The sequence below is a fragment of the Enterobacter cloacae genome (assembly GCF_013375935.1).
Classification (GTDB): Bacteria; Pseudomonadota; Gammaproteobacteria; order Enterobacterales; family Enterobacteriaceae; genus Enterobacter; species Enterobacter pasteurii.
The window spans coordinates 455,956-481,140 of sequence record NZ_CP056117.1 but is presented as its reverse complement, the minus strand read 5'-3'; the positions used below and the strand labels follow the sequence as shown (position 1 = coordinate 481,140).

Genomic DNA, 25,185 nt, shown 5'->3' with positions numbered 1-25,185 from the left:
ATATTAATGCGTTCTGAGTAAATAATTAATTTGCTTATGCACCAGCGCGGTGCGCTTCACTACCCGGGGGGCGACCCAGACAATACTGCTTCCGGCCACCACGCCTAATATTTCCGGTAACTGGTGATAATCCAGAATACGCGCCACCGCGCGGCCATATCCCGCCACGGTATGGATAAGGATAAATTCGCTATTGTGCTCCACGCTTACCACCATTTCCGAGACGGTGCGCGCCGCGTCGGGGGCAGGGCGCAGCTGTGGATTCAGCGAATAAATCTTTAGCCCTTTAGCATTGCGAATTTTTATGACGCCAAGCAGCTTGAGCAGACGTGAAACGGTGGACTGGCTGATGGTCTCAAAACCATGCTCCTGCAGGTCGCGGCGGATCTCCTCCTGAGAGAGATAGCTCTTTTCCGCGATCAGACGCTGGCAGACCGTTAGCTGTAGTTGCTCTTTGGGAGAGTACTCTTCGTAATCCATCATAGTTCCCATATCAGTTCCCGAAATAACCGGTGGCACCGCACCGATCCGCAGGCCGGATACGCGCAGCGCCATCCGGCAAATCACAACAAGGCACCCAGGCTCAACGCCACCATAATCACCACCGTTAATATCCCCAGCAGCGGCGCGACCCACTTCAGATAACGCACGTAGGGCACGCGGGCGATAGCCAGCCCGCCCATCACAACGGCAGAGGTAGGAGTGACAAGGTTAACGATGCCGGACGCCGACTGGTAAGCCGTAACCACCAGGTCGCGGTTGACGTTAGCGAAATCGGCAAGGGGCGCCATGATCGGCATCGTCAGAACGGCCAGGCCGGACGAAGAAGGCACAAGAAACGACAGCACCACCTCCAGCCAGTACATCACGTTGATGAACGCGACCGTCGACAATCCGGTCACCAGCCCCTCGGCGCTGTGCAAAATGGTGTGGGTAATCATGCCCTTATCCATGATCACTACGATACCGCGCGCGATGCCGATAATCAGCGCGACGCCCAGCAAATCTCGCGCGCCGTTGATAAAGGTTGAGGTCAGCTCCTCTTCGCTCATGCGGGCGATAAGCCCCACGATGATGGCGCTGGCGAGAAACACCGCGGAGATCTCCGCCATCCACCAGCCCAGCACCGCCACGCCGTAAATCATCACCGCGAAGGCGAGGGCAAAAATCACCAGAATCATTTTGCGCACCGGGGTAAATTCCAGCGTCTGCTCGCCCCTGTTGCCGAGGAAGTGGGCGCGGTTCTCCTCCTGCTTATCCGCCACGATCGACAGCGACGGATCCTGGCGGACCTTGCGGGCGTAACGCATTACCCACGCCACGCAGATGACCCAGCCGATGACCAGCAGCGCCACGCGCAGGGCGATCCCGTTGGTGAAGGGGATCCCGGCGGCGTTGGCGGCGATCACCGTGGCGAACGGGTTGATGGTGGAGCCGAGCGTGCCGATCCCCGCGCCGAGCAGCACGGTGGAGGCGGCGACAACCGGATCAAAACGGGCGGCCAGCATCACCGGCACCAGCAGGGTGTAGAACGGCAGCGACTCCTCGGCCATGCCGTAGATGGTGCCGCCTGCGGCAAACAGCGCCATCAGGATCGGGATCATCCACTCCTCGCGCCCGCGCAGCCGGGTGGTGACGCGCTCGATCCCGGCGTCAATCGCCCCGGTTCTGGTGACGATCCCGAGAAATCCCCCGATGATCAGGATAAACAGCGCCACGTCGATGGCCCCGGCCTGGCCGGACTCCGGATCGTACAGCCCGGCAATCGGGGCCATCAGCACCGAAACCAGACCCTGCGGGTGCGCCGCAACGTGCGCGTAGGTGCCGGCAACCGGCACCTCCTTGCCGAGCGCCTCGTTCATTGCCATATGGTACTGCCCCGCCGGAACAATCCACGTCAGCGCGGCAACCACGGCAATCAGCACAAAGAGGATGGTGTAAGCGGAGGGAAACTTGAACTTGCCCATGATGTTCTCCTGAAACCCGGCGCACCCCGCGGCGCGCCGGGCGGTGATTAGTCGCCGAGTGTCGCCACCATGACCGCCTTAATGGTGTGCATGCGGTTCTCCGCTTCGTCGAAGACGATGGAGTTCGGTGATTCGAAGACCTCTTCCGTCACCTCCAGCCCCTTCAGGCCATACGCCATCTCGATCTCGCGGCCCACTTTGGTGTGCTCGTTGTGGAACGCCGGCAGGCAGTGCATGAACTTGACGTTCGGGTTGCCGGTGGCCTTCATGACGTGCGCGTTGATTTGATACGGCTTCATCAGGCTGACGCGTTCGGCCCAGGCCTCCTTCGGCTCGCCCATGGAGACCCACACGTCGGTGTAGAGGAAATCGGCCCCCTTAACGCCTTCCTCCACGTCGTCGGTAAGGGTGATGCGCGCGCCGGTTTCTTTGGCGATGGCGCGGCACTGCTCAACCAGCCCGGCTTCCGGCCAGAAGGATTTCGGCGCCACCAGGCGGATATCCATGCCCATCTTGGCCGCGCCGACCATCAGCGAGTTGCCCATGTTGTTCCGCGCGTCGCCGAGATAGGCAAAGCTCAGCTCCGGCAGGGCTTTGCCCGGCGCGTGCTCCAGCATGGTCATCAGGTCGGCGAGTATTTGGGTGGGGTGGAACTCGTCGGTCAGGCCGTTCCACACCGGCACGCCCGCGTACTCGCCCAGCTCCTCGACGATGGCCTGCCCGTAGCCGCGGTATTCGATGCCGTCGTACATCCTGCCCAGCACGCGGGCGGTGTCTTTCATCGACTCTTTATGGCCAATCTGCGATCCGCTTGGGCCGAGGTAGGTGACCTGCGCGCCCTGGTCAAACGCGCCCACTTCAAAGGCGCAGCGGGTGCGGGTAGAGGTTTTTTCAAAGATCAGGGCGATGTTTTTCCCGACCAGGGTTTGCTTCTCGCGCCCGGCTTTTTTGGCCGCCTTCAGCTCGATGGCAAGGTCGATCAGGTACTGGATCTCTGCCGGGGTGTAGTCCAGCAGCTTGAGGAAATTGCGGTTTTTCAGGTTAATGGTCATGGGGGAATCCTTTTTAAATTGTCAGCTGTCTGGTGCCCGCACCCCTCACCCCGGCCCTCTCCCCAAAGGGGAGAGGGTTAGGGTGAGGGGTGAGGGGCGAGGTGTGAAGTTATTCAGTTACGAATCAACGTGCCTTTCTCGCCCGCGAGGATCTCCGCGCCGTCGGCCAGCGCGCCGATCCCGGCTATCCCATTGCAGGCTTCAACAAACTCGCGGCAGGCGGCGACCTTCGGCCCCATCGAGCCGGCGTCGAACTGCATGCCCCTGAGCAGTTCCGGCGTGACCTGCGCCAGCGGGCGCTGGGTTGGTTTGCCCCAGTCGAGATACACCGCGTCGGCATCGGTCAAAATCAGCAGGGCATCCGCCTCAATCTGGCGCGCCAGCAGGGCGGCGGAGAGGTCTTTGTCTATTACCGCCTCAATGCCGCGGTAGCCGTTGGTGTTTTCCACCACCGGCACGCCGCCGCCGCCGTTGCAGATCACCAGGTGGTCGCGCTGGATCAGCGCCGCGATGGCGTCGCGCTCAACGATGCGCTTCGGCTGCGGAGAGGGCACCACGCGGCGGAAGTAGCCGCCGTCGGCCTTAAACACCCAGCCTTTCTCGGCGGCCAGCGCTTTCGCCTGCGCTTCGCTGTACACCGGGCCGATGTATTTGGTCGGGTTGCTGAAGGCCGGGTCGGCGGCGTCCACCTCCACCTGGGTGAGCAGCACGCTCACCTCGCGCTGGGGCAGGTTGTTTTTCAGCGCCTGCTGGAGCATGTAGCCGATCATTCCCTGGCTTTCCGCGCCGAGAACGTCCAGCGGGTAGGGGGCGACCCTGTCGTAGGCGCTGTTCTGCAGCGCCAGCAGCCCGACCTGCGGCCCGTTGCCGTGCACCAGCACCACGCGCCACTGCTCAGTCAGCCCGACGATGGTGCGGGCGGCCAGCTCGATGTTCTGACGCTGGATGTCGGCTTCCAGCGGTTCGCCGCGCCTGAGCAGCGCGTTGCCGCCCAGGGCCACAACCAGAGTGGGTTTTCGTTCCATGATGGCTCCTTTAAATTCCGTCTCGTTCCAGCGGGCAGCTCATGCAGCGCGCGCCGCCGCGCCCGCGTCCCAGCTCGTCGCCCGGGATGGGCAGCACGGTGATACCCGCCTTGTCGTACTTCTCGTTGGTCCAGACGTTGCGCTCGTAGCCAATCACCACGCCCGGGCGGATAGTGAGCACGTTGTTGGCGTCGTTCCACTGCTCGCGCTCGGCCTCAAAGGCGTCGCCGCCGGTGGTGATCAGGCGTACCTGATTAATGCCGAGCGCCTTCTCGATGGCGTGCAGCAGGTCGGTTTCCTGGGTGCGGAGCAGGCCGCCGCGTCCGTCCGGGGTGAGCGTCCAGCACTGGGCGTCCTTGCGCACCACTTCCGGGTAGACGGAGAAGGTATCCACGTCGATGTGGGTCATGACGGTGTCGAGGTGCATGCAGGAACGGTGCTTCGGTAGCTCAACGGCAATCACGCGCTCGGCCTGGCGATGTTTAAACAGGCTGTTGGCGAGAAACTCCACGCCCTGCGGGGTGGTGCGTTCAGACATGCCAATTAATACCGCGCCGCGGCCAATCACTAATACGTCGCCGCCCTCTAAGGTTGCGTGGTCGTAATTAATATTCTCGTCGCCGAAATACTTAATAAAATCGCCGTCGGCAAACGCCGGGTGCCAGCGATATATTGCCCGCAGGTTATTCGTTTCGCGCTGGCGGGCCGGTTTGGCCATCGGGTTAATGGAGACGCCGTTATAAATCCAGCAAGAAGTGTCGCGGGTAAATAAATGGTTCGGCAGCGGCTTCATAATAAAATCATTCGCCGTGTGGGTATCCACCACCATATTTTTAATGGCTGCCGGAATTTCGCCGTAGGTTAATCCGCCGCTTAATCTGCGCGCCAGTTCCCGGTGCGGCATATCCGCCAGCCAGCCGCGGACGTCGCCGGCAAAGGTTGGCCCGAGACGGTAGTCGGAGATTTGCGTCTCCAGCAGCCAGGCCTTAGCCTCTTCAATATCAAGGGTTTGTGTCAGAAGGTCGGTCAACAGCAGGACTTCCACACCCTGCTCGCGCAGCGTGTTTGCGAAAATGTCATGCTCCTCACCCGCCCGCTCAACCGAGAGCACGTCGTCAAATAGCAGCTCCTGACAGTTTGACGGCGTTAAACGTTTAAGACTTAAATTTGGGCGGTGCAGCATAACGCTACGCAATTGACCGATTTCAGAACCGACGTAATGCTTTTCCATAATTATTCCTTTAACTGTTTTTCAGAATAAAAAGGGCATGCGCCATGTAATGTATTTAATTGCATGGCGGCTAAGCTCAATTGATTTCGTGATTTATACTAGGCAGTTAAATAATCCGTAATGTGATATTGCTCACGCGAAATCGGATATTAAGAGGTTTGTTTTCATTTGCATGATTCGCATCAGATAATGATTAATTTCATATTACGGGCAGATGAATAGCTAAGCAGGATCTGCTGGCATTATTTGAGGTTGTTATTATTTTGTAGAATTAAATACTTTGAAATGGTTGGTCATGTGTTTGATTTTAAAAGATAAAATCATGTCGAAAGAATGGCTATGCAGAAATGCCGGTTAACTATTTTTGACTTAAGAAAAATCAATAAATAAATATGGAGTTATAAAGGAAATAATCGAAGTGATAAAGTGTGATGCGGCAGCAGGTTTTGTGAATTAACCTTGTATTTCAGCCGATTATGCCGGGCACGTAAAACGCGCCGAATGAGGTTATGCATAACCGCTGCATAATTGCCGGCGTGTAATTAACATAGGATTAACACATTTACCGATAAACATGCGCTCGCGCAAAACTTGCCTAAAAAGGGCTGGTGTGAACGAGACAATCCTCGTATAAAAGATAAAAATGAAACGATGTTTTACTTTGAGGATTCAACCATGATTATTGGCAACATTCATCATCTTCAGTCCTGGCTGCCGGTCGAGCTGCGTCAGGCCATTGAGCACGTTAAGGCACACGTCACCGACGCCACGCCGATCGGCAAGCACGACATCAGCGGCAACAGCCTGTTTTATCTGGTCTCCGAAGACATGACCCAGCCGTTTGCCGAGCGCCGCGCGGAGTACCATGCGCGCTATCTGGACATTCAGATTGTGCTCAAAGGGCAGGAAGGGATGACGTTCAGTACGTTGCCACACGGCACGCCGGACACCGACTGGCTGGCGGATAAAGACATCGCGTTCCTGCCGGAAGGCGAGCAGGAGAAAACCGTGGTGCTGAGCGAAGGGGATTTCGTGGTGTTCTGGCCGGGTGAAGTACATAAGCCGCTGTGCGCGGTGGGGGCGCCTGCTAAGGTCAGGAAAGTGGTTGTTAAGATGTTGGTGGAGTAATTTCCCCTCACCCCGGCCCTCTCCCAAGGGGAGAGGGTGTAAAAGTTCCCTCTCCCTGTGGGAGAGGGTCAGGGTGAGGGCACCAGACCGCACCCTCTAATATGTGATCCAGCTTAAACTTCCCGCACTCCCTCTTCCCTTCTCATTTACCTGTGCTTTTTCTGCGTCATAGTATGATCGTTAAATTAATGAACGCTGTTCTATAATGTAGAACAAAATGATTCAGCAAGGAGATCTCATGCCGCAGTCCGCGTTGTTCACGGGAATCATTCCCCCTGTCTCCACCATTTTTACCGCCGATGGCCAGCTTGATAAGCCGGGCACCGCCGCGCTGATCGACGATCTGATCGCGGCAGGCGTTGACGGCCTGTTCTTCCTGGGCAGCGGCGGTGAGTTCTCCCAGCTCAGCGCCGAAGAGCGTAAAACCATTGCCCGCTTTGCTATTGAACACGTCGATCGTCGTGTGCCGGTGCTGATCGGCACCGGCGGCACCAACGCCCGGGAAACCATTGCGCTGAGCCAGCACGCCCAGCAGGCGGGGGCGGACGGCATCGTGGTGATTAACCCCTACTACTGGAAGGTATCGGAAGCGAACCTGATCTGCTATTTCGAGCAGGTTGCCGACAGCGTCACGCTGCCGGTGATGCTCTATAACTTCCCGGCGCTGACCGGGCAGGATCTGACGCCGTCGCTGGTCAAAACCCTGGCCGACTCGCGCAGTAACATCGTCGGCATTAAAGACACCATCGACTCCGTGGCCCACCTGCGCAGCATGATCCACACCGTCAAAGCCGCCCATCCGCACTTCACCGTGCTGTGCGGCTACGACGATCATCTGTTTAATACCCTGCTGCTCGGCGGCGACGGGGCGATTTCGGCGAGCGGCAACTTTGCCCCGCAGGTGTCGGTGAATCTTCTGAAAGCCTGGCGGGATAAAGACGTGGCGAAAGCGGCTGAGTATCATCAGACCTTACTGCAAATACCGCAGATGTATCAGCTGGATACGCCGTTTGTGAACGTCATTAAAGAGGCGATAGTGCTCTGCGGCCGCCCGATTTCCACGCACGTGCTGCCGCCCGCCTCCGCGCTGGACGAGCCGCGTAAGGCGCAGCTGAAAACCCTGCTGCAACAGCTCAAACTCTGCTGAGCCGGACGATAACCATGACCATCGAGAACATTTTCACCCCACAGGACGATGCGTTTTATGCGGTGATCACCCACGCGGCGGGGCCGCAGGGCGCGCTGCCGCTGACCCCGCAGATGCTGATGGAATCCCCCAGCGGCAACCTGTTCGGCATGACGCAGAACGCCGGGATGGGCTGGGATGCCAACAAGCTGACCGGCAAAGAGGTGCTGATTATCGGCACCCAGGGCGGCATCCGCGCCGGAGACGGACGCCCGGTTGCGCTGGGCTACCACACCGGGCACTGGGAGATCGGCATGCAGATGCAGGCGGCGGCGAAGGAGATCACCCGCAACGGCGGGATCCCGTTTGCGGCTTTTGTCAGCGATCCGTGCGACGGTCGCTCGCAGGGCACGCACGGCATGTTTGATTCCCTGCCGTACCGCAACGACGCGGCGATCGTGTTTCGCCGCCTGATCCGCTCCCTGCCGACGCGCCGGGCGGTGATCGGCGTGGCGACCTGCGATAAAGGACTGCCCGCCACCATGATTGCCCTGGCCGCGATGCACGATCTGCCGACCATTCTGGTGCCGGGCGGGGCGACGCTGCCGCCGACCGTGGGGGAAGACGCGGGCAAGGTGCAGACCATCGGCGCGCGCTTCGCCAACCACGAACTCTCCCTGCAGGAGGCCGCCGAGCTGGGCTGTCGCGCCTGCGCCTCGCCGGGCGGCGGCTGCCAGTTCCTCGGCACGGCGGGCACCTCGCAGGTGGTGGCGGAGGCGCTGGGTCTGGCGCTGCCGCACTCCGCGCTGGCGCCGTCCGGGCAGGCGGTGTGGCTGGAGATCGCCCGCCAGTCGGCGCGGGCGGTGAGCGAGCTGGATAACCGCGGCATCGCCACGCGCGATATCCTCACCGACAAAGCCATCGAAAACGCGATGGTGATCCACGCGGCGTTCGGCGGCTCCACCAATTTACTGCTGCACATCCCGGCCATCGCCCACGCGGCGGGCTGCACTATTCCGGACGTTGAGCACTGGACGCGCGTCAACCGCAGGGTGCCGCGCCTGGTCAGCGTGCTGCCCAACGGCCCGGACTATCATCCGACCGTGCGCGCGTTCCTCGCGGGCGGCGTGCCGGAGGTAATGCTCCACCTGCGCGAACTCGGCCTGCTGCACCTGGACGCCATGACCGTCACCGGCCAGACGGTGGGCGAGAACCTCGACTGGTGGCAGGCGTCCGAGCGCCGGGCGCGCTTCCGCCAGTGCCTGCGCGAGCAGGACGGCGTGGATCCGGATGACGTGATCCTGCCGCCGGAGAAGGCAAAAGCGAGAGGGCTGACCTCGACGGTCTGCTTCCCGACGGGCAACATCGCGCCGGAAGGGTCGGTGATCAAGGCCACGGCCATCGACCCGTCGGTGGTGGGCGAAGATGGCGTTTACCGCCACACCGGCCGGGTGCGGGTGTTTGTCTCGGAAGCGCAGGCGATTAAGGCCATCAAGCGGGAAGAGATTAAGCAGGGCGATATCATGGTGGTGATCGGCGGCGGGCCGTCCGGCACCGGCATGGAAGAGACCTACCAGCTCACCTCGGCGCTGAAGCATATCTCGTGGGGCAAGACGGTGTCGTTAATCACCGATGCGCGCTTCTCGGGCGTGTCGACGGGCGCCTGCTTCGGCCACGTGTCGCCGGAGGCGCTGGCGGGCGGGCCGATTGGCAAGCTGCGCGATAACGACATCATTGAGATTGCCGTGGATCGCCTGACGTTAACGGGCAGCGTGAACTTTATAGGTACCGCAGAAAACCCGCTGACGCCGGAAGAGGGGGCGCGCGAGCTGGCAGTAAGGCAGACGCACCCGGACCTGCACGCCCACGACTTTTTGCCGGACGATACCCGGCTGTGGGCGGCGCTGCAGTCGGTGAGCGGCGGCACCTGGAAAGGCTGTATTTATGACACCGATAAAATCATTGAGGTAATTAACGCCGGTAAAAAAGCGCTCGGCATTTAATTATTTTTTGAGATAAACCCGTCTGCGGAAAATATTCCGCGGGCGGCTTTTTTGTGTCTGTTATTTTTCAATATAAACAATAAGTTGAGATATATCGCTGGCGTCACAAAAGCAAAATAACGTAATTCAGAAATAAGATATGACCATTGCTGGTTAATTGAACAGCTCATTACACTCCTCCTACACGATGTTGTAATTCAGCACACTACATAAGGGTGTAATTCTGATGACGCAATTAACCATGAAGGACAAAATTGGCTACGGGCTGGGTGACACCGCCTGCGGCTTCGTCTGGCAGGCCACGATGTTCCTGCTGGCCTACTTCTACACCGACGTCTTCGGCCTGTCGGCGGGGATTATGGGCACGCTGTTTTTGGTCTCCCGCGTGCTCGACGCCGTCACCGACCCGCTGATGGGGCTGCTGGTGGACCGCACCCGCACGCGGCACGGCCAGTTCCGCCCGTTCCTGCTGTGGGGCGCCATCCCGTTCGGCATCGTCTGCGTGCTGACCTTCTACACGCCGGACTTCTCCGCGCAGGGCAAAATCGTCTACGCCTGCGTGACCTACATTCTCCTGACCCTGGTCTACACCTTCGTTAACGTCCCGTACTGCGCCATGCCGGGCGTCATTACCGCCGACCCGAAAGAGCGTCACGCCCTGCAGTCCTGGCGCTTCTTCCTGGCGGCGGCGGGCTCGCTCGCCATCAGCGGCATCGCGCTGCCGCTGGTCAGCATCATCGGTAAAGGGAACGAGCAGGTGGGCTATTTCGGCGCCATGTGCGTGCTGGGCCTGAGCGGCGTGGTGCTGCTCTACGTCTGCTTCTTCACCACCAAAGAGCGCTACACCTTTGAGGTGCAGCCGGGCTCGTCGGTGGCGAAAGACCTTAAGCTGCTGCTGGGCAACGGCCAGTGGCGGATCATGTGCGCGTTCAAGATGATGGCGACCTGCTCCAACGTGGTGCGCGGCGGGGCGACGCTCTACTTCGTGAAATACGTGATGGATCACCCGGAGATGGCGACCCAGTTTTTACTCTACGGCAGCCTTGCCACGATGTTCGGCTCGCTCTGCTCCTCCCGCCTGCTGGGCCGCTTCGACCGCGTCACCGCCTTCAAGTGGATCATCGTCGCCTACTCGCTGATCAGCCTGCTTATTTTCGTCACCCCGGCGGAGCACATCGCGCTGATTTTTGCCCTCAACATCCTGTTCCTGTTCGTCTTTAACACCACCACGCCGCTGCAGTGGCTGATGGCCTCTGACGTGGTGGATTACGAAGAAAGCCGCAGCGGGCGCCGCCTCGACGGGCTGGTGTTCTCCACCTACCTGTTCAGCCTGAAGATTGGCCTGGCGATTGGCGGGGCGGTGGTGGGCTGGATCCTCGCGTACGTCAACTATTCCGCCAGCAGCAGCGTGCAGCCGGTCGAGGTGCTCACCACCATCAAAATTCTGTTCTGCGTGGTGCCGGTGGTGCTCTACGCGGGCATGTTCATCATGCTGTCGTTCTATAAGCTCACCGATGCCCGCGTGGAGGCCATCAGCCAGCAGCTGATCAGGCACCGCGCGGCGCAGGGCGAGGCCGTTCCCGACGCTGCGACAGCCGCATCCCATTAACCGGAGGCAATATGGAAATCACTAACCCGATACTCACCGGCTTCAACCCGGACCCGTCCCTCTGCCGCCAGGGCGAGGACTACTATATCGCCACCTCGACCTTCGAGTGGTTCCCCGGCGTGCGCATCTACCACTCCCGCGACCTGAAAAACTGGTCGCTGGTCAGCACCCCGCTGGACCGCGTGTCGATGCTGGACATGAAGGGCAACCCGGACTCCGGCGGCATCTGGGCGCCGTGCCTGAGCTACGCCGACGGCAAATTCTGGCTGCTCTACACCGACGTGAAGATTGTCGACTCGCCGTGGAAAAACGGCCGCAACTTCCTCGTCACCGCGCCGTCCATCGAGGGGCCATGGAGCGAGCCGATCCCGATGGGCAACGGCGGGTTTGACCCGTCCCTGTTCCACGACGACGATGGCCGCAAGTATTACCTCTACCGCCCGTGGGGGCCGCGCCACCACAGCAACCCGCACAACACCATTGTAATGCAGGAATTCGATCCGCAGACCGGCACCCTCTTGCCGGAGCGCAAAACCCTGTTTACCGGCACGCCGCTCTGCTACACCGAAGGCGCGCACCTGTACCGCCACGCGGGATGGTACTACCTGATGGTCGCCGAGGGCGGCACCAGCTACGAGCACGCCGTCGTGGTGCTGCGTTCAAAAACCATCGACGGGCCGTACGAGCTGCACCCGGACGTGACGATGATGACCAGCTGGCACCTGCCGGAGAACCCGCTGCAGAAGAGCGGCCACGGCTCGCTGCTGCAGACCCACACCGGGGAATGGTACATGGCCTACCTCACCAGCCGCCCGCTGCGCCTGCCCGGCGTGCCGCTGCTGGCATCCGGCGGGCGCGGCTACTGCCCGCTGGGGCGCGAGACCGGCATCGCCCGCATTGAATGGCGCGACGGCTGGCCGTACGTGGAAGGCGGCAAGCACGCGCAGCTGGCCGTTAAAGGCCCGCAGGTGGCGGAACAGCCTGCATCCATTCAGTGCAGCTGGCGGGAGGACTTCGACGGCAGCACGCTTGACCCGGAACTGCAAACCCTGCGCATCCCGTTCGACGACACCCTCGGCTCGCTCACCGCGCGCCCGGGCTATTTACGGCTCTACGGCAACGACTCGCTCAACTCGACCTTTACCCAGTCGACCGTGGCGCGCCGCTGGCAGCACTTCACCTTCCGGGCAGAGACGCGGATGCAGTTCTCGCCTGTCCACTTCCAGCAGAGCGCAGGGCTGACCTGCTACTACAACAGCAAAAACTGGAGCTACTGCTTTGTGGACTACGAGGAGGGGCAGGGGAGAACCATCAAGGTGATTCAGCTCGACCACAACGTGCCGTCGTGGCCGCTGCACGAGCAGCCGATTCCGGTGCCGGAGAGTGCGGAGAGCATCTGGCTGCGGGTGGACGTGGATACGCTGGTCTACCGCTACAGCTACTCGTTCGACGGCGAGACGTGGCACACCGTGCCGGTAACGTATGAGGCGTGGAAGCTGTCGGACGACTACATCGGCGGGCGCGGCTTCTTCACCGGCGCGTTTGTGGGGCTGCACTGCGAGGACATCAGCGGCGACGGCTGCCACGCGGACTTCGACTACTTCACCTACGAGCCGGCATAACGGCTCAGGCCGGGTAGCCCAGCGCGCGTGAGAGCTGGAGCCCGGCCTGCTGAAGCTGCTCGCGGAAATTAACCAGCTCAGCGTCGTCCACGCGGGAGGTCAGCGTCGACAGGCTCAGGGCGGCAATCACGCGGGATTCATGGTTCCACACCGGCACCGCCACGCAGCGCACGCCCTGCTCGTTCTCTTCGCTATCCAGGGCATAGCCCTGCTCGCGGGTCTGCGCCAGGGCGCTCATTAAGGCTTCGCGAGAGGCGAGGGTGGCAGGCGTAAAGGTAGTGTATTGATAGCCCTCCAGCAGGGCGTTCAGCTCGGCCTCGCCCAGCCAGGCAATCAACACCTTGCCGATGGCGGTGGCGTGAACCGGCAGGCGGCGGCCGATGCGCGAATAGGCGATGGCGGCCAGCTTGCCTTCGATCTTCTCGATATAAACCCCTTCACGCCCGTCCAGGATCCCAAGATGGGTGGTCTGCCCGGTCCGCCGGGACAGCTCCGTCAGCCAGCCTTTCGCCTTCTGGCGAATGTCGATGGAGCCCACGACGAAATGACCGCGCTCGACCAACTTCATGCCGAGGCGATACTTGCCGTTCTCCGGGTTCTGATCGATATAGCCGTGAAGCTGCAGGGTTTTCAGCAGCGAGTGGAGGGTACTCTTGCTCAGCCCCATCAGTTTGCTGATGTCGGTGATCTTAAGCTCGGTGGCCTGCTCGTTGAACAGGTCGAGGATCTGCAACGCACGTTCAACAGACTGAATAATCGGCATAATGCTGGCATGTCCACGCTGGAATTAAGGCGAAAACGTACCTTTTTCAGGGTGAAAAATCAATGAAGCAGAGCCGGTTTGCTCCCTCTCCCTGTGGGTGTACGGTCCGGGGACATGGTAGACAGGTGTTCGGGGACATGGTGAACACTTTTTAACATCCTTTACCCATGGTGATCGACTTTTTCTTCAGGTCGATCACCCCCACTTTCGTGCTGTACCACCACACCTCGTAGCGGCCGTCTTCCTGCATCTCCTTCAGCCCGACCCGTTCTCCCCTGAACGCCTTGCCTGCGCTCAGACTTACCCCTTTCACGCTCAGCTTTCCGCTGATATCCACTTTCCTGACCATCACGCCCTCGTCGTATTCCGGGGGCGGTGTGTTGCCGCTGTACTGCCGTACAGACGGCTTATACCGCGAGCCCGGCACCGCCATATCCAGCGCCTCATGCGGGCGTTCAAGGTTATATACCGTCCGCCAGTGGTCGAAGGCGCGCTGCAGCTCGCCCTCGTTCGCAAACCACTTCCCCTGCAGCACCTCCGTCTTCAGGCTGCGGTGAAAACGCTCCAGCTTGCCCTGCGTCTGCGGATGATACGGCCGGGAGTGCCCCACCCGGATACCCAGACGCATCAGCCACAGCTCCAGCCCCGTCCAGGTGCCGGTGGTGTCTCCCCACGGGGCGCCGTTGTCCATTGTCATCCGGTCCGGCAGGCCGTAACGCTCAAACACGCTGACCAGCTGCTGCTGCACGGTCTCGCGCCGTTCATCGGTACAGTGCGCCAGGCACAGGGAAAAACGGGAGTGGTCGTCCAGCAGGGTGAGCGGATGGCAGCGGCCCCCGCCAAAGGGAAAGTGGCCCTTAAAATCCATCTGCCAGAGGCGGTTCGGCGCGTCATGTTCGAACCGTCCCGTGACGGGAATGCCCGGTGAAGTGCCCGGCAGCAGACCATGGCGGGCCATAAGGTTATGGACGGTGCTGAAGGCGGGCATAGTGTGCCCCTGGTCTTCGAGCCAGTGCTTTATCTTGCGTGCGCCCCAGCGTTGATGGCGGCCATGGGCCATACGCAGCAGGGCAGTGATGTCGTCAGATGAGCGGTTCGGGGAATGGTGCGGTATGCGCGGGCGGTCCTGAAGGCCGGAGGCACCTTCCTCTCCCCAGCGGCGAAGCCACTTGTAGCCGGTCGCAGGTGAAATGCCAAAGTGACGGCAGAGGGAACGGATGTTCGCCCCGTCCTGCGAGGCGAACAAAACAAACTCGGTACGTAATGACATGGTATCTCTCGCATCCCAGGGCATAAGCGACTCCATAAACGGGTTCTTATGCCTTAGTTGTAAGTGTCTACCATGTCCCCGAACAAGTGTTCACTATGTCCCCGGACCGTACAGTGGGAGAGGGCCGGGGTGAGGGCACCAGCGCGCAGAGGACTCAACCCCCAAGCGTCGCCACCATCACCGCCTTAATCGTATGCATCCGGTTTTCCGCCTGGTCAAACACGATGCTCGCCGCTGACTCAAACACCTCGTCCGTCACTTCCATCCCGCCGTGCAGATCGAACTCTTTCGCCATCTGCTTGCCGAGGGTAGTCTGGTCGTCATGGAACGCGGGCAGACAGTGCAGGAACTTCACGTCCGGGTTGCCGGTAAGCGCCATCATCTGCGCGTTCACCTGATACCCGCGCAGCAGCGCAATCCGCTCCGCCCACTTCTCTTTGGCTTCGCCCATCGACACCCAGACGTCGGTATAGATAAAGTCCGCGCCCTTCACGCCCGCCGCCACGTCTTCCGTCAGGGTAATTTTGCCGCCGTGCTTTTCCGCCAGCGCAGCGCACTCCGCCACAAGGCTCTCTTCCGGCCAGCAGGCCTTCGGAGCCACCAGGCGCAGATCCAGCCCGGTTAGCGCCGCCGCTTCCAGCATCGAGTTGCCCATGTTGTTGCGCGCGTCGCCCGCGTAGACCAGCGTCATCTCGTTAAACGCCTTGCCCGGCAGGTGCTCCTGCATGGTCAGCAGATCCGCCAGCAGCTGCGTCGGGTGGAACTCGTTGGTCAGCCCGTTCCACACCGGCACGCCCGCGTACTGCGCCAGCGTTTCCACCACTTCCTGACCGTGGCCGCGGTACTGAATGCCGTCGTACATCCGCCCGAGAACCCGCGCGGTGTCTTTAATTGACTCTTTATGCCCAATCTGGCTGCCGCTCGGCCCTAAATAAGTGACGCGCGCGCCCTGGTCAAATGCGGCAACTTCGAAAGAGCATCGTGTACGGGTTGAGTCTTTTTCGAAGATGAGCGCGATGTTTTTACCGGTAAGCTTTTGTACTTCCTTGCCATTTTTTTTATCGGCTTTGAGCTGTGCGGCAAGGGTCAGCAGAGAAGTGAACTGTGCAGGGGTAAAGTCGAGCAATTTCAGAAAGTGTTTCTTGTACAAATCGGACATTTTATCCTCACATGGCGAATGCCACTTATTGAATTAAAATTCACTTTATATGTGTAATTATTCATTTGCAACCCCGTTTCACAAATCTTTCTAACAAAGGTGGAGGCAAACCCGTCCGTGTGTGAAAATAGAAGTATCTGCCGCACTTTAAAGAGGATTGAGCCATGGCAAACCCGGAACACCTGGAAGAGCAACGCGAAGAGACGCGTCTGATTATTGAAGAGCTGCTGGAAGACGGTAGCGATCCGGACGCGCTTTACACCATCGAGCACCATTTCTCTGCGGATGATTTCGACGCGCTGGAAAAACTGGCGGTAGAGGCCTTCAAGCTGGGTTACGAAGTAACCGAGCCGGAAGAGCTGGAAGTGGAAGAGGGCGACACCGTCATCTGCTGCGACATCCTGAGCGAAGGCGCGCTGAAGGCGGAGCTGATCGACGCGCAGGTAGAACAGCTGATGAACCTGGCCGAGAAGTTTGACGTGGAGTACGACGGCTGGGGAACCTACTTCGAAGATCCGAACGGTGAAGACGGCGAAGAGGGCGACGACGAAGATTACGTCGACGAAGACGACGACGGCGTGCGTCACTAAGCGTTTCAGGCGGTGGCGCACGCCACCGCTTTTTCAAGGCAGAACCATGGATTACCCGCAGATACTCGCCCCTGTACTTAACTTCCTCCAGTGCCCGACCCCGCAAGCATGGATTGATAAAGCCCGCGACCCGGCGAACCTGCCGCTGCTGCTCACCGACCACATGGTGTGCGAGCTCAAGGCCGCCCAGACCGCGCTGCTGCTGGTGCGTAAATACGTCGCCGACGAAAGCGGTGCCGATGCGCTGCTCGACTGGCTCAAACCTTACGAACAGTTCACCTTCCGCGATGGCCCGGAGCCGGACTTCATCGCCCTGCACAGGCAGATTGGCAAAAGCGTGATGCCCAAAACCGACGACCCGTGGGGCCAGGCGCTCATCGACAGCATGGTGCTGCTGATTAAAGAGGAGCTGCACCACTTCTGGCAGGTGCGCGAGGCGATGCTGGCCCGCGACATTCCGTACGTCAAAATCACCGCCAGCCGCTACGCCAAAGGGATGCTGAAGGAAGTGCGCACCCACGAACCGCTGACGCTGATCGACAAGCTCATCTGCGGCGCCTACATCGAAGCCCGCTCCTGCGAACGCTTCGCCGCGCTGGCCCCGTTCCTCGACGACGACCTGCAGAAGTTCTATCTCTCGCTGCTGCGCTCGGAAGCGCGCCACTATCAGGACTACCTGGCGCTGGCCCAGCAGGTGAGCGACGACGATATCTCACCGCGGATAAAGCTTTTTGGTGAAATTGAAGCCACACTTATCTCGACACCGGACCACGAGTTTCGCTTCCACAGCGGCGTGCCGGTGTAAACCGGCATAATTCAAGGATAAGGATGCGAGATGAATAAAACGTGGACCCGTATTGTGATTGTCGTCATTGCTGCTGCCGCCGTGGCATTCTGGGGGTTTTTCGACAGGCAGCGCGCCCCGGAACGGCAGATGGATAGCGCCCTCAACGCGATGCCCGCCTGGCAGGTGATTAAGGAGCAGGAGCCCGCGCTGCATCAGCGCATCCTCGACCAGATGGCCGCCCTGCAAAAAGCGGGCGAGCCGGAGCAGCAGATTATCGACACCATCCAGCCGCAGATCCTGCATCTGCAGATGACGCGCCTGCAGAACGCCCCGGACGCCAACGTGGTGAACTACATGACCATCAACATGGAGCAGACCGCCGCCATTCAGAAGGTGAGCGACGACGCCTGCTTCCGCTTCCTCTACCCGATGGTGAAGGGCGGCATCAACCCGATGCGCATGCTGGATAAAGACCTGATGGCGCGGCGCATGCAGGCCGACGCCGACATGATGCGCGCGGCCTACGGCAAAAACCGCCACACCGTGACCCAGGCCGAACGCGAGGCGGCTATCGAGGATGTGCGACCGATTATGAAGGCACTTGCCGATAAGTACGGCGAGGACATCCAGCTGCTGCAGATGCCGGAGAAGGCGGTGGGCAAAGAGAAGCTCTCCTGCGATATGGTGCAGGAGATGTGGGCGAAGGTGCTGGCGCTGCCGGAGCAGAAGGCGGCGAGGGTGATTCGGCTGGCGGTGTCTGAGCTGGACTGACGAAGGGCGCTGGTTTTTTGGGCACTTAGCGCGGGTTTAGCGCGTCGTCGCTTGCATGGCGGCGCGCGACAGGTATAATCCACAACGTTTCCGCATCCCCTTCAGTGCCGAAGTGGCGAAATCGGTAGACGCAGTTGATTCAAAATCAACCGTAGAAATACGTGCCGGTTCGAGTCCGGCCTTCGGCACCAAAAGATGCAAATCAAAGTCGCTTAAGGGCGGCTTTTTTTGTGTCTGTTTAACAAATTTCTTGTTAATAAAATCTCAAATATCACAACACAACGCTGGCTATTTTTCGTATAATTTGAACAATTGATTTATTTCGTTGTATACTTAAATGCAGCCTAAATTGGGCTAGGGTATTTTGATAAATACAAATAAATTAAACAGACTGTCCTAAGAATGATTATTTTGAAAAAAATGAATAGAATTACGAGAATTACGAGAATTACGAGAATTACGAGAATTACGAGAATTAGTTTTTTATTTGTAATGTTACACTGTTTATTTTGATGCATTAATTACAAATTTTAAAATGTACAACATGTGCTTTAAAAAGATCTCAATCATATATAAATTATTCGTATGCAATTAAAAGCTGTTAAGAATAATAAGTTTATGATGGTGGTTTATAAATATAAAAGATTTAAGTTTTTATTTGCATTAAATAGATTGTTTTATAGTTAATGTCAGGGCTGCAATATTAATTTATATAAATCTTTTTCTTTAAGAGTGTTAAGGATGCGTGTTTAGCTGAAAAACAGAGTAAATGGATGAATTTTTTACTGAGTTTTTGGACGAATTGGTTGTTATTTCTTAGATATACTATTCTTAAAATTAAAAATTTGTATTAATGTTTCCTGGGTTTTACTTGACAGAATAGATAGCAGTTTATATTTTATGATTCGTTTTTGCGAATTGTATCATTATATTTTTCCCTTGTCGCAATGACTATAACACAGTCGTATTCCAGCGTTGCCTGCAATTAGTTTAGGCATCTTCGTTATGATGGAGGGAGAGTACAGCGAGGGGGTTGTTACTGAAAAGTGCTATTGAGGTGCATCTGCCAATAGAAGTGAAGGGGCAAGTTAGCTGTTCGTTAAGGTCATTTAGCTTACTTTAAGAGCTAGGTTTGACTTGATTATGCAGATGATGTGTTGCAGAATGTCTGTTTATATACACAGTGTTTTTGTTGTTCTGGTGAGCGTATGAAAGAGTATAAAATCATTGATTTGTTTTCTGGTGCAGGGGGCATGAGTACTGGCTTTAGCATGGCTGGATTTAACATATCAGCTTCAATTGAGCTTATGCCTGTATACGCAAAAACACATTCTCTTAACTTCCCTGAGTGTAAGAGTTTATCTGGCGATATAACCAAGATTTCCCCAGAGGAATTCTCTGAGAAAACACAGATTTCATGTAATACTCCAACAATAATAATTGGAGGGCCTCCATGTCAAACTTTTTCTAGTATTGGTCGATCAAAAATTGAGTCAATATCTAGCAAAGATATTAAGCATGATCCAAGAAACTATTTATTCAAAAATTACTTTGATTATGTTTCTTATTTCAAACCCGATGTGTTTGTCATGGAGAATGTTCCTAATTTAAAAACTAAATACAATGGCGAAATTTTCAAGAAAATACTCTCTATTTGTAGCGAGTTAGGTTATGAAATTAGTTATGATATCTTGGATGCATCACATTATGGTGTTCCGCAGAAAAGAAAACGATTATTCATAGTAGGCAGTAAATTAGGAAAGTTTGTTTTCCCGACTGCAAGATTTATACAAAACCCAAGAACTGTTTATGACGCAATAGCTGATTTGCCAATTATTTATGATGGAATTCGAGCAGGAAATCTTCCTTATTCCTTAAATAATAACTTGACTGATTTTCAAGTGGCGATAAGAAATAGCACTGGAGTTGTTGGTAATAACATCTGTAGGGTTTCAAACGAGAGAGCTAAGAAGGTTTTCCCTCACATGAAACAGGGTGATAAATATATGGATCTTGATCCAAGCATTAGAAATATATTGCCTTTTAATGAGGGGAGATTTCAGGATAGATTAAAACGATTGGATATGAATAAACCATCGTGGACTGTTCTTGCTCACATAGGTATGGATGGATATAGATATATTCACCCTACTGAAAATAGAACTCTTTCTGTTAGAGAAGCAGCTAGAATACAAAGCTTCCCTGATTATTTTAATTTTATCGGTAATATGAGAGAGCAGTATATTCAAGTAGGTAATTCTGTTCCCCCGTTACTAGCTAAGTCTATTGCTGAGAAAGTGAAAGAATTATGCAAAAAAAAATAACTTATATAGATTTATTTTCAGGATGCGGTGGGTTGTCATGGGGATTCTACAAATCTCCTTATTTTAAAGGGTTATTAGCTACGGATATATGGAAGGAAGCAAAACGCAATTATGACTTAAATCATGAAGGCATTGATTTTAAATTGAGCGATTTTTCACTTGAAGAGGATAGAGATGAAATAATCAGCCAATTTAAAGGACGATGTGACCTTGTTATTGGTGGTCCGCCTTGCCAAGGATTTAGTACGCTTGGGAAAAGAGAGCTTGATTGCAAAAAAAGTATCTTGGTGGATGCATTTTTAGACACTGCTATTAAAATAAATCCTAGATTTATAATAATGGAAAATGTTAAAGCTATTAGATCTAAAAAACATCCTAATGGTGGTTTTTTTATTGATGCTATTGAGCGTATTTTTAATAAATCTGAATATGTTTATAAAACAGTCATATTGAATTCGTTAGATTTTGGTTTAGGTCAAACTAGACAGAGATTTTTTTTATTTGCATGTAAATCAAACGAAGAACCACTTCTTTCTGAATTTATAAACGCTATTGAAAGCCATAAAAAAAACACACATACAACCTTATATGATTTAATCGGTGATCTACCTTCTATAGGTCCTGGTGAAGAGTACATTGACAAAGAATTGAAGATTTTCAACCATAAGTCGTTGAATCACAGCGATAAATTGGTTGAGAGGTTTAAGCATGTCCCTGTTGGGGGCGGATTGCTAAACGTACCCAAAAATTTGCTAACCGAACATTTAATCAAAATGGTAGAAGGTGAGTATGGCTCAGGTGGTCATGCTAAGAACATCTATGGACGTATGAGTTGGGAATTACCATCAGGAACAATAGTTGCTGGTATGGATAAAATTACTGTAGGCCGTTTTGTACATCCTGTTGAGAACAGGTTGTTAACACCTAGAGAATGTGCACGGATCCAGTCGTTCCCGGATGACTTTATATTTTACGGTAGTTTAGTTACGCAATATTATTTAATAGGGAATGCCGTCCCTCCTTTGTTTTCTGAGATTTTATCAAAATCTTATATTAAAGTTTTTGGAGCGTAAACATGGAAATAATCGTTTATTATGAAGGCGATGAATCAGTAAAATCTTGGTTTTCATCTTTGGTTGATATGGATGTGACATATAAAAAAATGCCTAGCAGGAATGATACTAGTGAATATACTGACCTTCCCGCATATGTATCCGATATTTTATATCTTGATAAGCCTGACCTAATCGTGTCCATGCAACATGATGGCCATGAAAAGCCGTTGCTTTCAATTGAATTTGCTTGTTGTACGCCACAATACCAGCATTCACTACAGAGATTTTCAAGAATGCTGGCGTCAATTAGCAGTGGCTGCCCGAGTATTCTGATTATACCCTCCATTAAAAGAGAAAACTCTGGGGAGAGAATATACAAACGGAGTGTTGCGATAGAGTATGGTGCGGTTAGATTAATGGATGTTTTTAAAACACCATGTTTTGTTCTGGATTGGCCTTCGGATGAAAATCATTTCTTAATTAATGAAAAAAATACTCAATATCCTTTAATTGATAGTAAAGGGATTCAGTATCTAAAGCAATTTATATTTGAGTGTGTCAAATCTCGCGAAGATATAAATTATATCGAGTCGTTATCAAAAAAGAAACTAGTTAGTACACTTACTGATATGATTCGTACAAACGCATACAGAGCAGGAGTCCCTTCAATTTCTAATCCGGGCGGTGGAGATAAAAATTCCACAGTTAAACTTGAGCTTATTGATACTCAAGAGCTAATAAACAAAATCAGTGCAAGCTCACCATTACATAAAGCACTATGCTCGAAAATCCCTTCTTATATTTTAGATAGGAAGGAGTCATTGGTGTTTTATCCAACTAGAATAACAGCTCATGCAGGCGATCCTTATGTTGGTATGATTGGATATTATGATATTGCTTTCGCAAGGTTTGGAAAAAGTACGAGGGAAAGATACCATAATATGGTTGCTTATGCAGAGAATGTATCTATAAAAGAAATTACTGATGTTATGGGTAAGTTCGTTGCGAAGTCATGTCCATTTAATAATCCGTTTGAACCAAAAAATGCTAAAACATACAATTATCATATGCGATATGGATGTAAGGAAACAAAATCAAAGCCTGTAAGGATTTATGCGGAGTTGGCTGATATCGTTATCTTTAAGGACGGGGTTCTCTTTAATGCAGGGTGATTTTTCTAATGAAATATTGATGGTTAATGAATTCAGAAAATACCTGCAATCTAATAATTGGCAGGTAGTACAGCTTGTATGCTCAGGTGGGCAGGCCCATTTGAGCATATCCTATAAGGATAATGGTAAAAATAAGACAGTTTTTCCGGATGTTATCGCTATAAGGGGGAAAATGATTTTAGTCGGAGAAATCAAAGGTCGTTATAATTATAGCGATGAACTTAAACTGCTCGAAATAAAAAAATCTTCATTGGCGCAAGAACGATTGATTAAAAATATAGCTATGAGATTTGGTTTGGAAAAAAATGAACTGTATGCAGAGTTTGCATTGATAAACTCATCTTTTGATCCAGTTCAACCCTCTTCTTTGTTTCAGTTTGTATTTGAGGGGAGAATTTTTGTATTAATTCATCCCAATGGAAGTGTAGGTCATGAATTTTCTGATTTTTTTTGTGTAACCCTTTGATTTATTGATGTTTTGTTCTGTTTATGGTGAGTGTAAAATATACTGCATATCCTTCTCAGGACGAGGGAGTTATTAATATTTTTTTATTTATAGATGTGGCTTTATTAAGAACCCTTCGGATTTATTTTTTTGCTTGGTTAACTAACCTCGGCAAAGTAGAGGATGAATTGGCTGAATACGAATTTCATGTTAATTCCATTTTAAAAAATTATAGTTATCTCTTTTAGGAATATTAGATAATATTAGTTTTGAAAATACCTATAAAAATCAATTTTTCATCAAGCGTCATCAATATGAAGGTAGGGGACGTCTTAAATCACACTCTAAACACCTCTGTCCTATGCCAATCCACAAATCCCTCCCTCGGATAATTCCCTTTTAACATCGGCAACGCTATCTGCTTCCCGGCAAAATCCCAGAACAGCCGCCCAACAATCCCGCTCCCATTCACCGCCTCGGACACCAGCACCCGCATACTTTCATCCAGTCCAATCGATCCTTTATCAAACGCCTTATGATGAATTGCACACAACGCTAGTCCGTTCGGGATCTCACATGGTCCGCCAAACTGCTTCCACTTGATATGTGCGGCTTCAAGTCCAACAGAGGCGTTATCATGTCGCATGTTAAACCCGCAGATTGCGCACTCATAGTTATACGCACGCAGCACCTGCTGGCGGAACAGCGGATCTCGAACCTTACGGATCTGCTGGATATTAAAGCCCATCTCATCCGCGATCTCTTCCTGAATGCTTTCAGGGAAATGTGCTTCAAGGATCTGCTGCGCCAGCGAGCCGATCAGATTTTTGTTCTTGCTCAGTAGCGCAAAGTGTTCTTCATCAAAGCCGCCTGCGACGTTATGTTCCACAAGTTCTTTAACAGGCGGTTGCTTACTGCCAGTGGTCGAACAGAACTCAGTATTCTTCAGATCCCAAAATCCATCCCCTCTGAGCCGCCAGAAGGGCATATTCGGATAATGCGCCTTCCGCTGTGGGCCAAAGCGTTCTAACAGGCTAAGCAGCTGCTCGTGAACCTCGGTTCCGTAATCAAACAGCCGCGCATGTCCCTGCTGATAGTTCGCCAGCACGTACAGAAGCAATAAAGGTTTATGCGGCGCACGCTGTGCGCCTTTGCGCCAGATGGTGATGTCGGCAATTGCCTGTTCGAGAGTTTTGCTGGAAGCCATCGCGTTACGGAAAAAGGTAAATAATTGCGATGATGCTCGCAAAACCCGGACCAATCAACCCGCAGTCAACAAAAACATGATCTTACCGCACACTACTCTATTTCCTGAATCCCCCTCGCAAATTCCAAATTTACCCCACCCAAAACCGCTGTGTTTATATTCAGCCCTGTATAATAAGCACCAGAAATTACGCCGAACGGCAAAGGAAGTATCGAGGAATATTTAACGAAGAATTCGCGATATGAAGGTGCTGCAACACCCCCATACCGCTAACCACAAACAACTATGAAGGAGTTGAAAATGGCTGCGACGAATTTTAAGCCAGAGTTTACTGTTTGCAAAACAGAATCAGACGCTTTCACCGGCATGATTGAAAACCGTGAGCTGGTACGCAAAAACAGCGCCCGCCGTCTGCACGGCAACCCGCCCAACGCGGCGCCCGTCCATCCCCGCGCGGAAACGCCGCAGGACAGTGCCGCTTGCTTCGAACTTTATGCGCGCATAGACATGAAATACCTCCTTCTGGGCGGCGACTGGTTAACCCGTGCGGGCTTTATCAACGGTATGCCGGTAAAAATCCGCGCCATGAAAGACTGCATTGTGATTACGCCGCAGCATACAAGAGAATTATGGGGATGTCTGGAAGGGATGAGCGTGGTGAATATAAATAAGCAGAAAGTCGCGCAGTGGTTGAAGACGTTTCCGGGCGCGTTGAATGATACGGGCGATATACCGGTGATAAAGCGTGGGAATGGGCAGACGAAAGCGTAACGTTACAGAGAAAATAATTTTTTGCCCCTCATGCTGACAGGCAAGGAATGCTCTTCGGTAAATGCTGCTATCAGTTCCGGTCCGGGCATCCTGCTACGATGGATGAAT

General features: G+C 54.1%; 23 protein-coding genes and 1 tRNA gene. 14 read left to right on the top strand and 10 right to left on the bottom strand.

Annotation, left to right across the window (positions count from 1 at the left end; genetic code table 11):
- Nucleotides 1-3: 3 nt before the first annotated feature.
- The 5 genes from HWQ14_RS02210 to arcA form a co-directional block, all read right to left on the bottom strand.
- Nucleotides 4-483 carry an arginine repressor gene (locus HWQ14_RS02210; protein WP_042322591.1) on the bottom strand — a complete coding sequence of 160 codons (480 nt, stop codon included), beginning with the start codon at nt 481-483 and terminating at the stop codon, nt 4-6.
- Nucleotides 484-563: 80 nt separating this feature from the next.
- Nucleotides 564-1,967, bottom strand: a complete 1,404-nt coding sequence (locus HWQ14_RS02205; RefSeq protein ID WP_176608853.1) for a YfcC family protein — start codon at nt 1,965-1,967, stop codon at nt 564-566.
- 47 nt (nt 1,968-2,014) lie between these two features.
- Nucleotides 2,015-3,019: an ornithine carbamoyltransferase gene (gene argF / locus HWQ14_RS02200; protein ID WP_176608852.1), complete on the bottom strand. Its 1,005-nt coding sequence runs from the start codon at nt 3,017-3,019 to the stop codon at nt 2,015-2,017.
- 113 nt (nt 3,020-3,132) lie between these two features.
- The gene (gene arcC / locus HWQ14_RS02195; protein WP_176608851.1) at nt 3,133-4,044 is read right to left on the bottom strand and encodes a carbamate kinase; all 912 of its coding nucleotides are present in this window, start codon (nt 4,042-4,044) and stop codon (nt 3,133-3,135) included.
- Between the two features lie 10 nt (nt 4,045-4,054).
- The gene (arcA, locus tag HWQ14_RS02190; protein ID WP_176608850.1) at nt 4,055-5,275 is read right to left on the bottom strand and encodes an arginine deiminase; all 1,221 of its coding nucleotides are present in this window, start codon (nt 5,273-5,275) and stop codon (nt 4,055-4,057) included.
- Between the two features lie 675 nt (nt 5,276-5,950).
- On the opposite strand from arcA, the gene HWQ14_RS02185 reads away from it, so the two are divergent.
- The 5 genes from HWQ14_RS02185 (at nt 5,951) to HWQ14_RS02165 (ending at nt 12,763) form a co-directional block, all read left to right on the top strand.
- Nucleotides 5,951-6,403: a YhcH/YjgK/YiaL family protein gene (locus HWQ14_RS02185; protein ID WP_176608849.1), complete on the top strand. Its 453-nt coding sequence runs from the start codon at nt 5,951-5,953 to the stop codon at nt 6,401-6,403.
- 238 nt (nt 6,404-6,641) lie between these two features.
- Nucleotides 6,642-7,550, top strand: a complete 909-nt coding sequence (gene yagE, locus HWQ14_RS02180; protein WP_176608848.1) for a 2-keto-3-deoxygluconate aldolase — start codon at nt 6,642-6,644, stop codon at nt 7,548-7,550.
- Nucleotides 7,551-7,564: 14 nt separating this feature from the next.
- The gene (gene yagF, locus HWQ14_RS02175; RefSeq protein ID WP_176608847.1) at nt 7,565-9,532 is read left to right on the top strand and encodes a xylonate dehydratase YagF; all 1,968 of its coding nucleotides are present in this window, start codon (nt 7,565-7,567) and stop codon (nt 9,530-9,532) included.
- 226 nt (nt 9,533-9,758) lie between these two features.
- Nucleotides 9,759-11,141: an MFS transporter gene (locus HWQ14_RS02170; protein ID WP_176608846.1), complete on the top strand. Its 1,383-nt coding sequence runs from the start codon at nt 9,759-9,761 to the stop codon at nt 11,139-11,141.
- An 11-nt stretch (nt 11,142-11,152) separates the two neighbouring features.
- Entirely contained in the window at nt 11,153-12,763 is a 1,611-nt protein-coding gene (locus HWQ14_RS02165; protein WP_176608845.1) for a glycoside hydrolase family 43 protein, read from the top strand.
- A 4-nt stretch (nt 12,764-12,767) separates the two neighbouring features.
- On the opposite strand, the gene xynR is transcribed toward HWQ14_RS02165, so the two are convergent.
- The 4 genes from xynR to argL all read right to left on the bottom strand — a co-directional run bounded on the left by xynR (nt 12,768) and on the right by argL (nt 16,020).
- On the bottom strand, nt 12,768-13,526 hold the full coding sequence (gene xynR / locus HWQ14_RS02160) for a DNA-binding transcriptional repressor XynR (RefSeq protein ID WP_176608844.1): 759 nt from the start codon (nt 13,524-13,526) through the stop codon (nt 12,768-12,770).
- A gap of 151 nt (nt 13,527-13,677) precedes the next feature.
- Nucleotides 13,678-14,820 carry an IS481 family transposase gene (locus HWQ14_RS02155; RefSeq protein WP_432418025.1) on the bottom strand — a complete coding sequence of 381 codons (1,143 nt, stop codon included), beginning with the start codon at nt 14,818-14,820 and terminating at the stop codon, nt 13,678-13,680.
- Between the two features lie 130 nt (nt 14,821-14,950).
- Complete coding sequence (argF, locus tag HWQ14_RS02150; RefSeq protein WP_176608842.1) at nt 14,951-15,955, bottom strand: ornithine carbamoyltransferase; 1,005 nt, start codon at nt 15,953-15,955, stop codon at nt 14,951-14,953.
- Nucleotides 15,925-16,020, bottom strand: coding sequence for a putative translational regulatory protein ArgL (gene argL / locus HWQ14_RS23190; protein WP_242527695.1), 96 nt, complete (start codon nt 16,018-16,020; stop codon nt 15,925-15,927). Before argL ends, argF (HWQ14_RS02150) begins: the two co-directional genes overlap by 31 nt.
- A 99-nt stretch (nt 16,021-16,119) precedes the next feature.
- Between argL and rraB the strand changes: the two genes are divergently transcribed.
- The 8 genes from rraB (at nt 16,120) to HWQ14_RS02110 (ending at nt 23,120) form a co-directional block, all read left to right on the top strand.
- Entirely contained in the window at nt 16,120-16,545 is a 426-nt protein-coding gene (gene rraB / locus HWQ14_RS02145; protein ID WP_023334329.1) for a ribonuclease E inhibitor RraB, read from the top strand.
- A gap of 46 nt (nt 16,546-16,591) precedes the next feature.
- The gene (miaE, locus tag HWQ14_RS02140; RefSeq protein ID WP_176608841.1) at nt 16,592-17,350 is read left to right on the top strand and encodes a tRNA isopentenyl-2-thiomethyl-A-37 hydroxylase MiaE; all 759 of its coding nucleotides are present in this window, start codon (nt 16,592-16,594) and stop codon (nt 17,348-17,350) included.
- A gap of 30 nt (nt 17,351-17,380) precedes the next feature.
- Nucleotides 17,381-18,103 (top strand): topoisomerase II, encoded by a 723-nt coding sequence (locus HWQ14_RS02135; RefSeq protein WP_176608840.1) that lies wholly within the window; start codon nt 17,381-17,383, stop codon nt 18,101-18,103.
- 106 nt (nt 18,104-18,209) lie between these two features.
- Nucleotides 18,210-18,294 (top strand) — tRNA-Leu (locus HWQ14_RS02130).
- A gap of 1,017 nt (nt 18,295-19,311) precedes the next feature.
- Entirely contained in the window at nt 19,312-20,427 is a 1,116-nt protein-coding gene (locus tag HWQ14_RS02125) for a DNA cytosine methyltransferase (protein WP_176608839.1), read from the top strand.
- Nucleotides 20,412-21,500 (top strand): DNA cytosine methyltransferase, encoded by a 1,089-nt coding sequence (locus HWQ14_RS02120; protein WP_176608838.1) that lies wholly within the window; start codon nt 20,412-20,414, stop codon nt 21,498-21,500. The genes HWQ14_RS02125 and HWQ14_RS02120 overlap by 16 nt, the downstream gene beginning before the upstream one ends.
- Nucleotides 21,501-21,502: 2 nt before the next feature.
- Complete coding sequence (locus HWQ14_RS02115) at nt 21,503-22,654, top strand: hypothetical protein (protein WP_176608837.1); 1,152 nt, start codon at nt 21,503-21,505, stop codon at nt 22,652-22,654.
- Entirely contained in the window at nt 22,644-23,120 is a 477-nt protein-coding gene (locus HWQ14_RS02110) for a hypothetical protein (protein ID WP_176608836.1), read from the top strand. Before HWQ14_RS02115 ends, HWQ14_RS02110 begins: the two co-directional genes overlap by 11 nt.
- A 316-nt stretch (nt 23,121-23,436) precedes the next feature.
- Here the strand turns inward: HWQ14_RS02110 and HWQ14_RS02105 are convergent, their stop codons facing one another.
- A complete protein-coding gene (locus HWQ14_RS02105) occupies nt 23,437-24,306 on the bottom strand; it encodes a phosphorothioated DNA-binding restriction endonuclease (RefSeq protein WP_176608835.1) in 870 nt (289 codons plus the stop codon).
- 300 nt (nt 24,307-24,606) lie between these two features.
- On the opposite strand from HWQ14_RS02105, the gene HWQ14_RS02100 reads away from it, so the two are divergent.
- Nucleotides 24,607-25,077 (top strand): SymE family type I addiction module toxin, encoded by a 471-nt coding sequence (locus HWQ14_RS02100; RefSeq protein ID WP_176608834.1) that lies wholly within the window; start codon nt 24,607-24,609, stop codon nt 25,075-25,077.
- Nucleotides 25,078-25,185: the final 108 nt, after the last annotated feature.

What these genes read in the sequence shown, in the direction of transcription:
- HWQ14_RS02210 (WP_042322591.1), bottom strand. Translation starts at nt 483, where the DNA reads ATGATGGATTACGAAGAGTACTCTCCCAAAGAGCAACTACAGCTAACG.
- HWQ14_RS02205 (WP_176608853.1), bottom strand. Translation starts at nt 1,967, where the DNA reads ATGGGCAAGTTCAAGTTTCCCTCCGCTTACACCATCCTCTTTGTGCTG.
- argF (WP_176608852.1), bottom strand. Translation starts at nt 3,019, where the DNA reads ATGACCATTAACCTGAAAAACCGCAATTTCCTCAAGCTGCTGGACTAC.
- arcC (WP_176608851.1), bottom strand. Translation starts at nt 4,044, where the DNA reads ATGGAACGAAAACCCACTCTGGTTGTGGCCCTGGGCGGCAACGCGCTG.
- arcA (WP_176608850.1), bottom strand. Translation starts at nt 5,275, where the DNA reads ATGGAAAAGCATTACGTCGGTTCTGAAATCGGTCAATTGCGTAGCGTT.
- HWQ14_RS02185 (WP_176608849.1), top strand. Translation starts at nt 5,951, where the DNA reads ATGATTATTGGCAACATTCATCATCTTCAGTCCTGGCTGCCGGTCGAG.
- yagE (WP_176608848.1), top strand. Translation starts at nt 6,642, where the DNA reads ATGCCGCAGTCCGCGTTGTTCACGGGAATCATTCCCCCTGTCTCCACC.
- yagF (WP_176608847.1), top strand. Translation starts at nt 7,565, where the DNA reads ATGACCATCGAGAACATTTTCACCCCACAGGACGATGCGTTTTATGCG.
- HWQ14_RS02170 (WP_176608846.1), top strand. Translation starts at nt 9,759, where the DNA reads ATGACGCAATTAACCATGAAGGACAAAATTGGCTACGGGCTGGGTGAC.
- HWQ14_RS02165 (WP_176608845.1), top strand. Translation starts at nt 11,153, where the DNA reads ATGGAAATCACTAACCCGATACTCACCGGCTTCAACCCGGACCCGTCC.
- xynR (WP_176608844.1), bottom strand. Translation starts at nt 13,526, where the DNA reads ATGCCGATTATTCAGTCTGTTGAACGTGCGTTGCAGATCCTCGACCTG.
- HWQ14_RS02155 (WP_432418025.1), bottom strand. Translation starts at nt 14,820, where the DNA reads ATGCCCTGGGATGCGAGAGATACCATGTCATTACGTACCGAGTTTGTT.
- argF (WP_176608842.1), bottom strand. Translation starts at nt 15,955, where the DNA reads ATGTCCGATTTGTACAAGAAACACTTTCTGAAATTGCTCGACTTTACC.
- argL (WP_242527695.1), bottom strand. Translation starts at nt 16,020, where the DNA reads ATGAATAATTACACATATAAAGTGAATTTTAATTCAATAAGTGGCATT.
- rraB (WP_023334329.1), top strand. Translation starts at nt 16,120, where the DNA reads ATGGCAAACCCGGAACACCTGGAAGAGCAACGCGAAGAGACGCGTCTG.
- miaE (WP_176608841.1), top strand. Translation starts at nt 16,592, where the DNA reads ATGGATTACCCGCAGATACTCGCCCCTGTACTTAACTTCCTCCAGTGC.
- HWQ14_RS02135 (WP_176608840.1), top strand. Translation starts at nt 17,381, where the DNA reads ATGAATAAAACGTGGACCCGTATTGTGATTGTCGTCATTGCTGCTGCC.
- HWQ14_RS02125 (WP_176608839.1), top strand. Translation starts at nt 19,312, where the DNA reads ATGAAAGAGTATAAAATCATTGATTTGTTTTCTGGTGCAGGGGGCATG.
- HWQ14_RS02120 (WP_176608838.1), top strand. Translation starts at nt 20,412, where the DNA reads ATGCAAAAAAAAATAACTTATATAGATTTATTTTCAGGATGCGGTGGG.
- HWQ14_RS02115 (WP_176608837.1), top strand. Translation starts at nt 21,503, where the DNA reads ATGGAAATAATCGTTTATTATGAAGGCGATGAATCAGTAAAATCTTGG.
- HWQ14_RS02110 (WP_176608836.1), top strand. Translation starts at nt 22,644, where the DNA reads ATGCAGGGTGATTTTTCTAATGAAATATTGATGGTTAATGAATTCAGA.
- HWQ14_RS02105 (WP_176608835.1), bottom strand. Translation starts at nt 24,306, where the DNA reads ATGGCTTCCAGCAAAACTCTCGAACAGGCAATTGCCGACATCACCATC.
- HWQ14_RS02100 (WP_176608834.1), top strand. Translation starts at nt 24,607, where the DNA reads ATGGCTGCGACGAATTTTAAGCCAGAGTTTACTGTTTGCAAAACAGAA.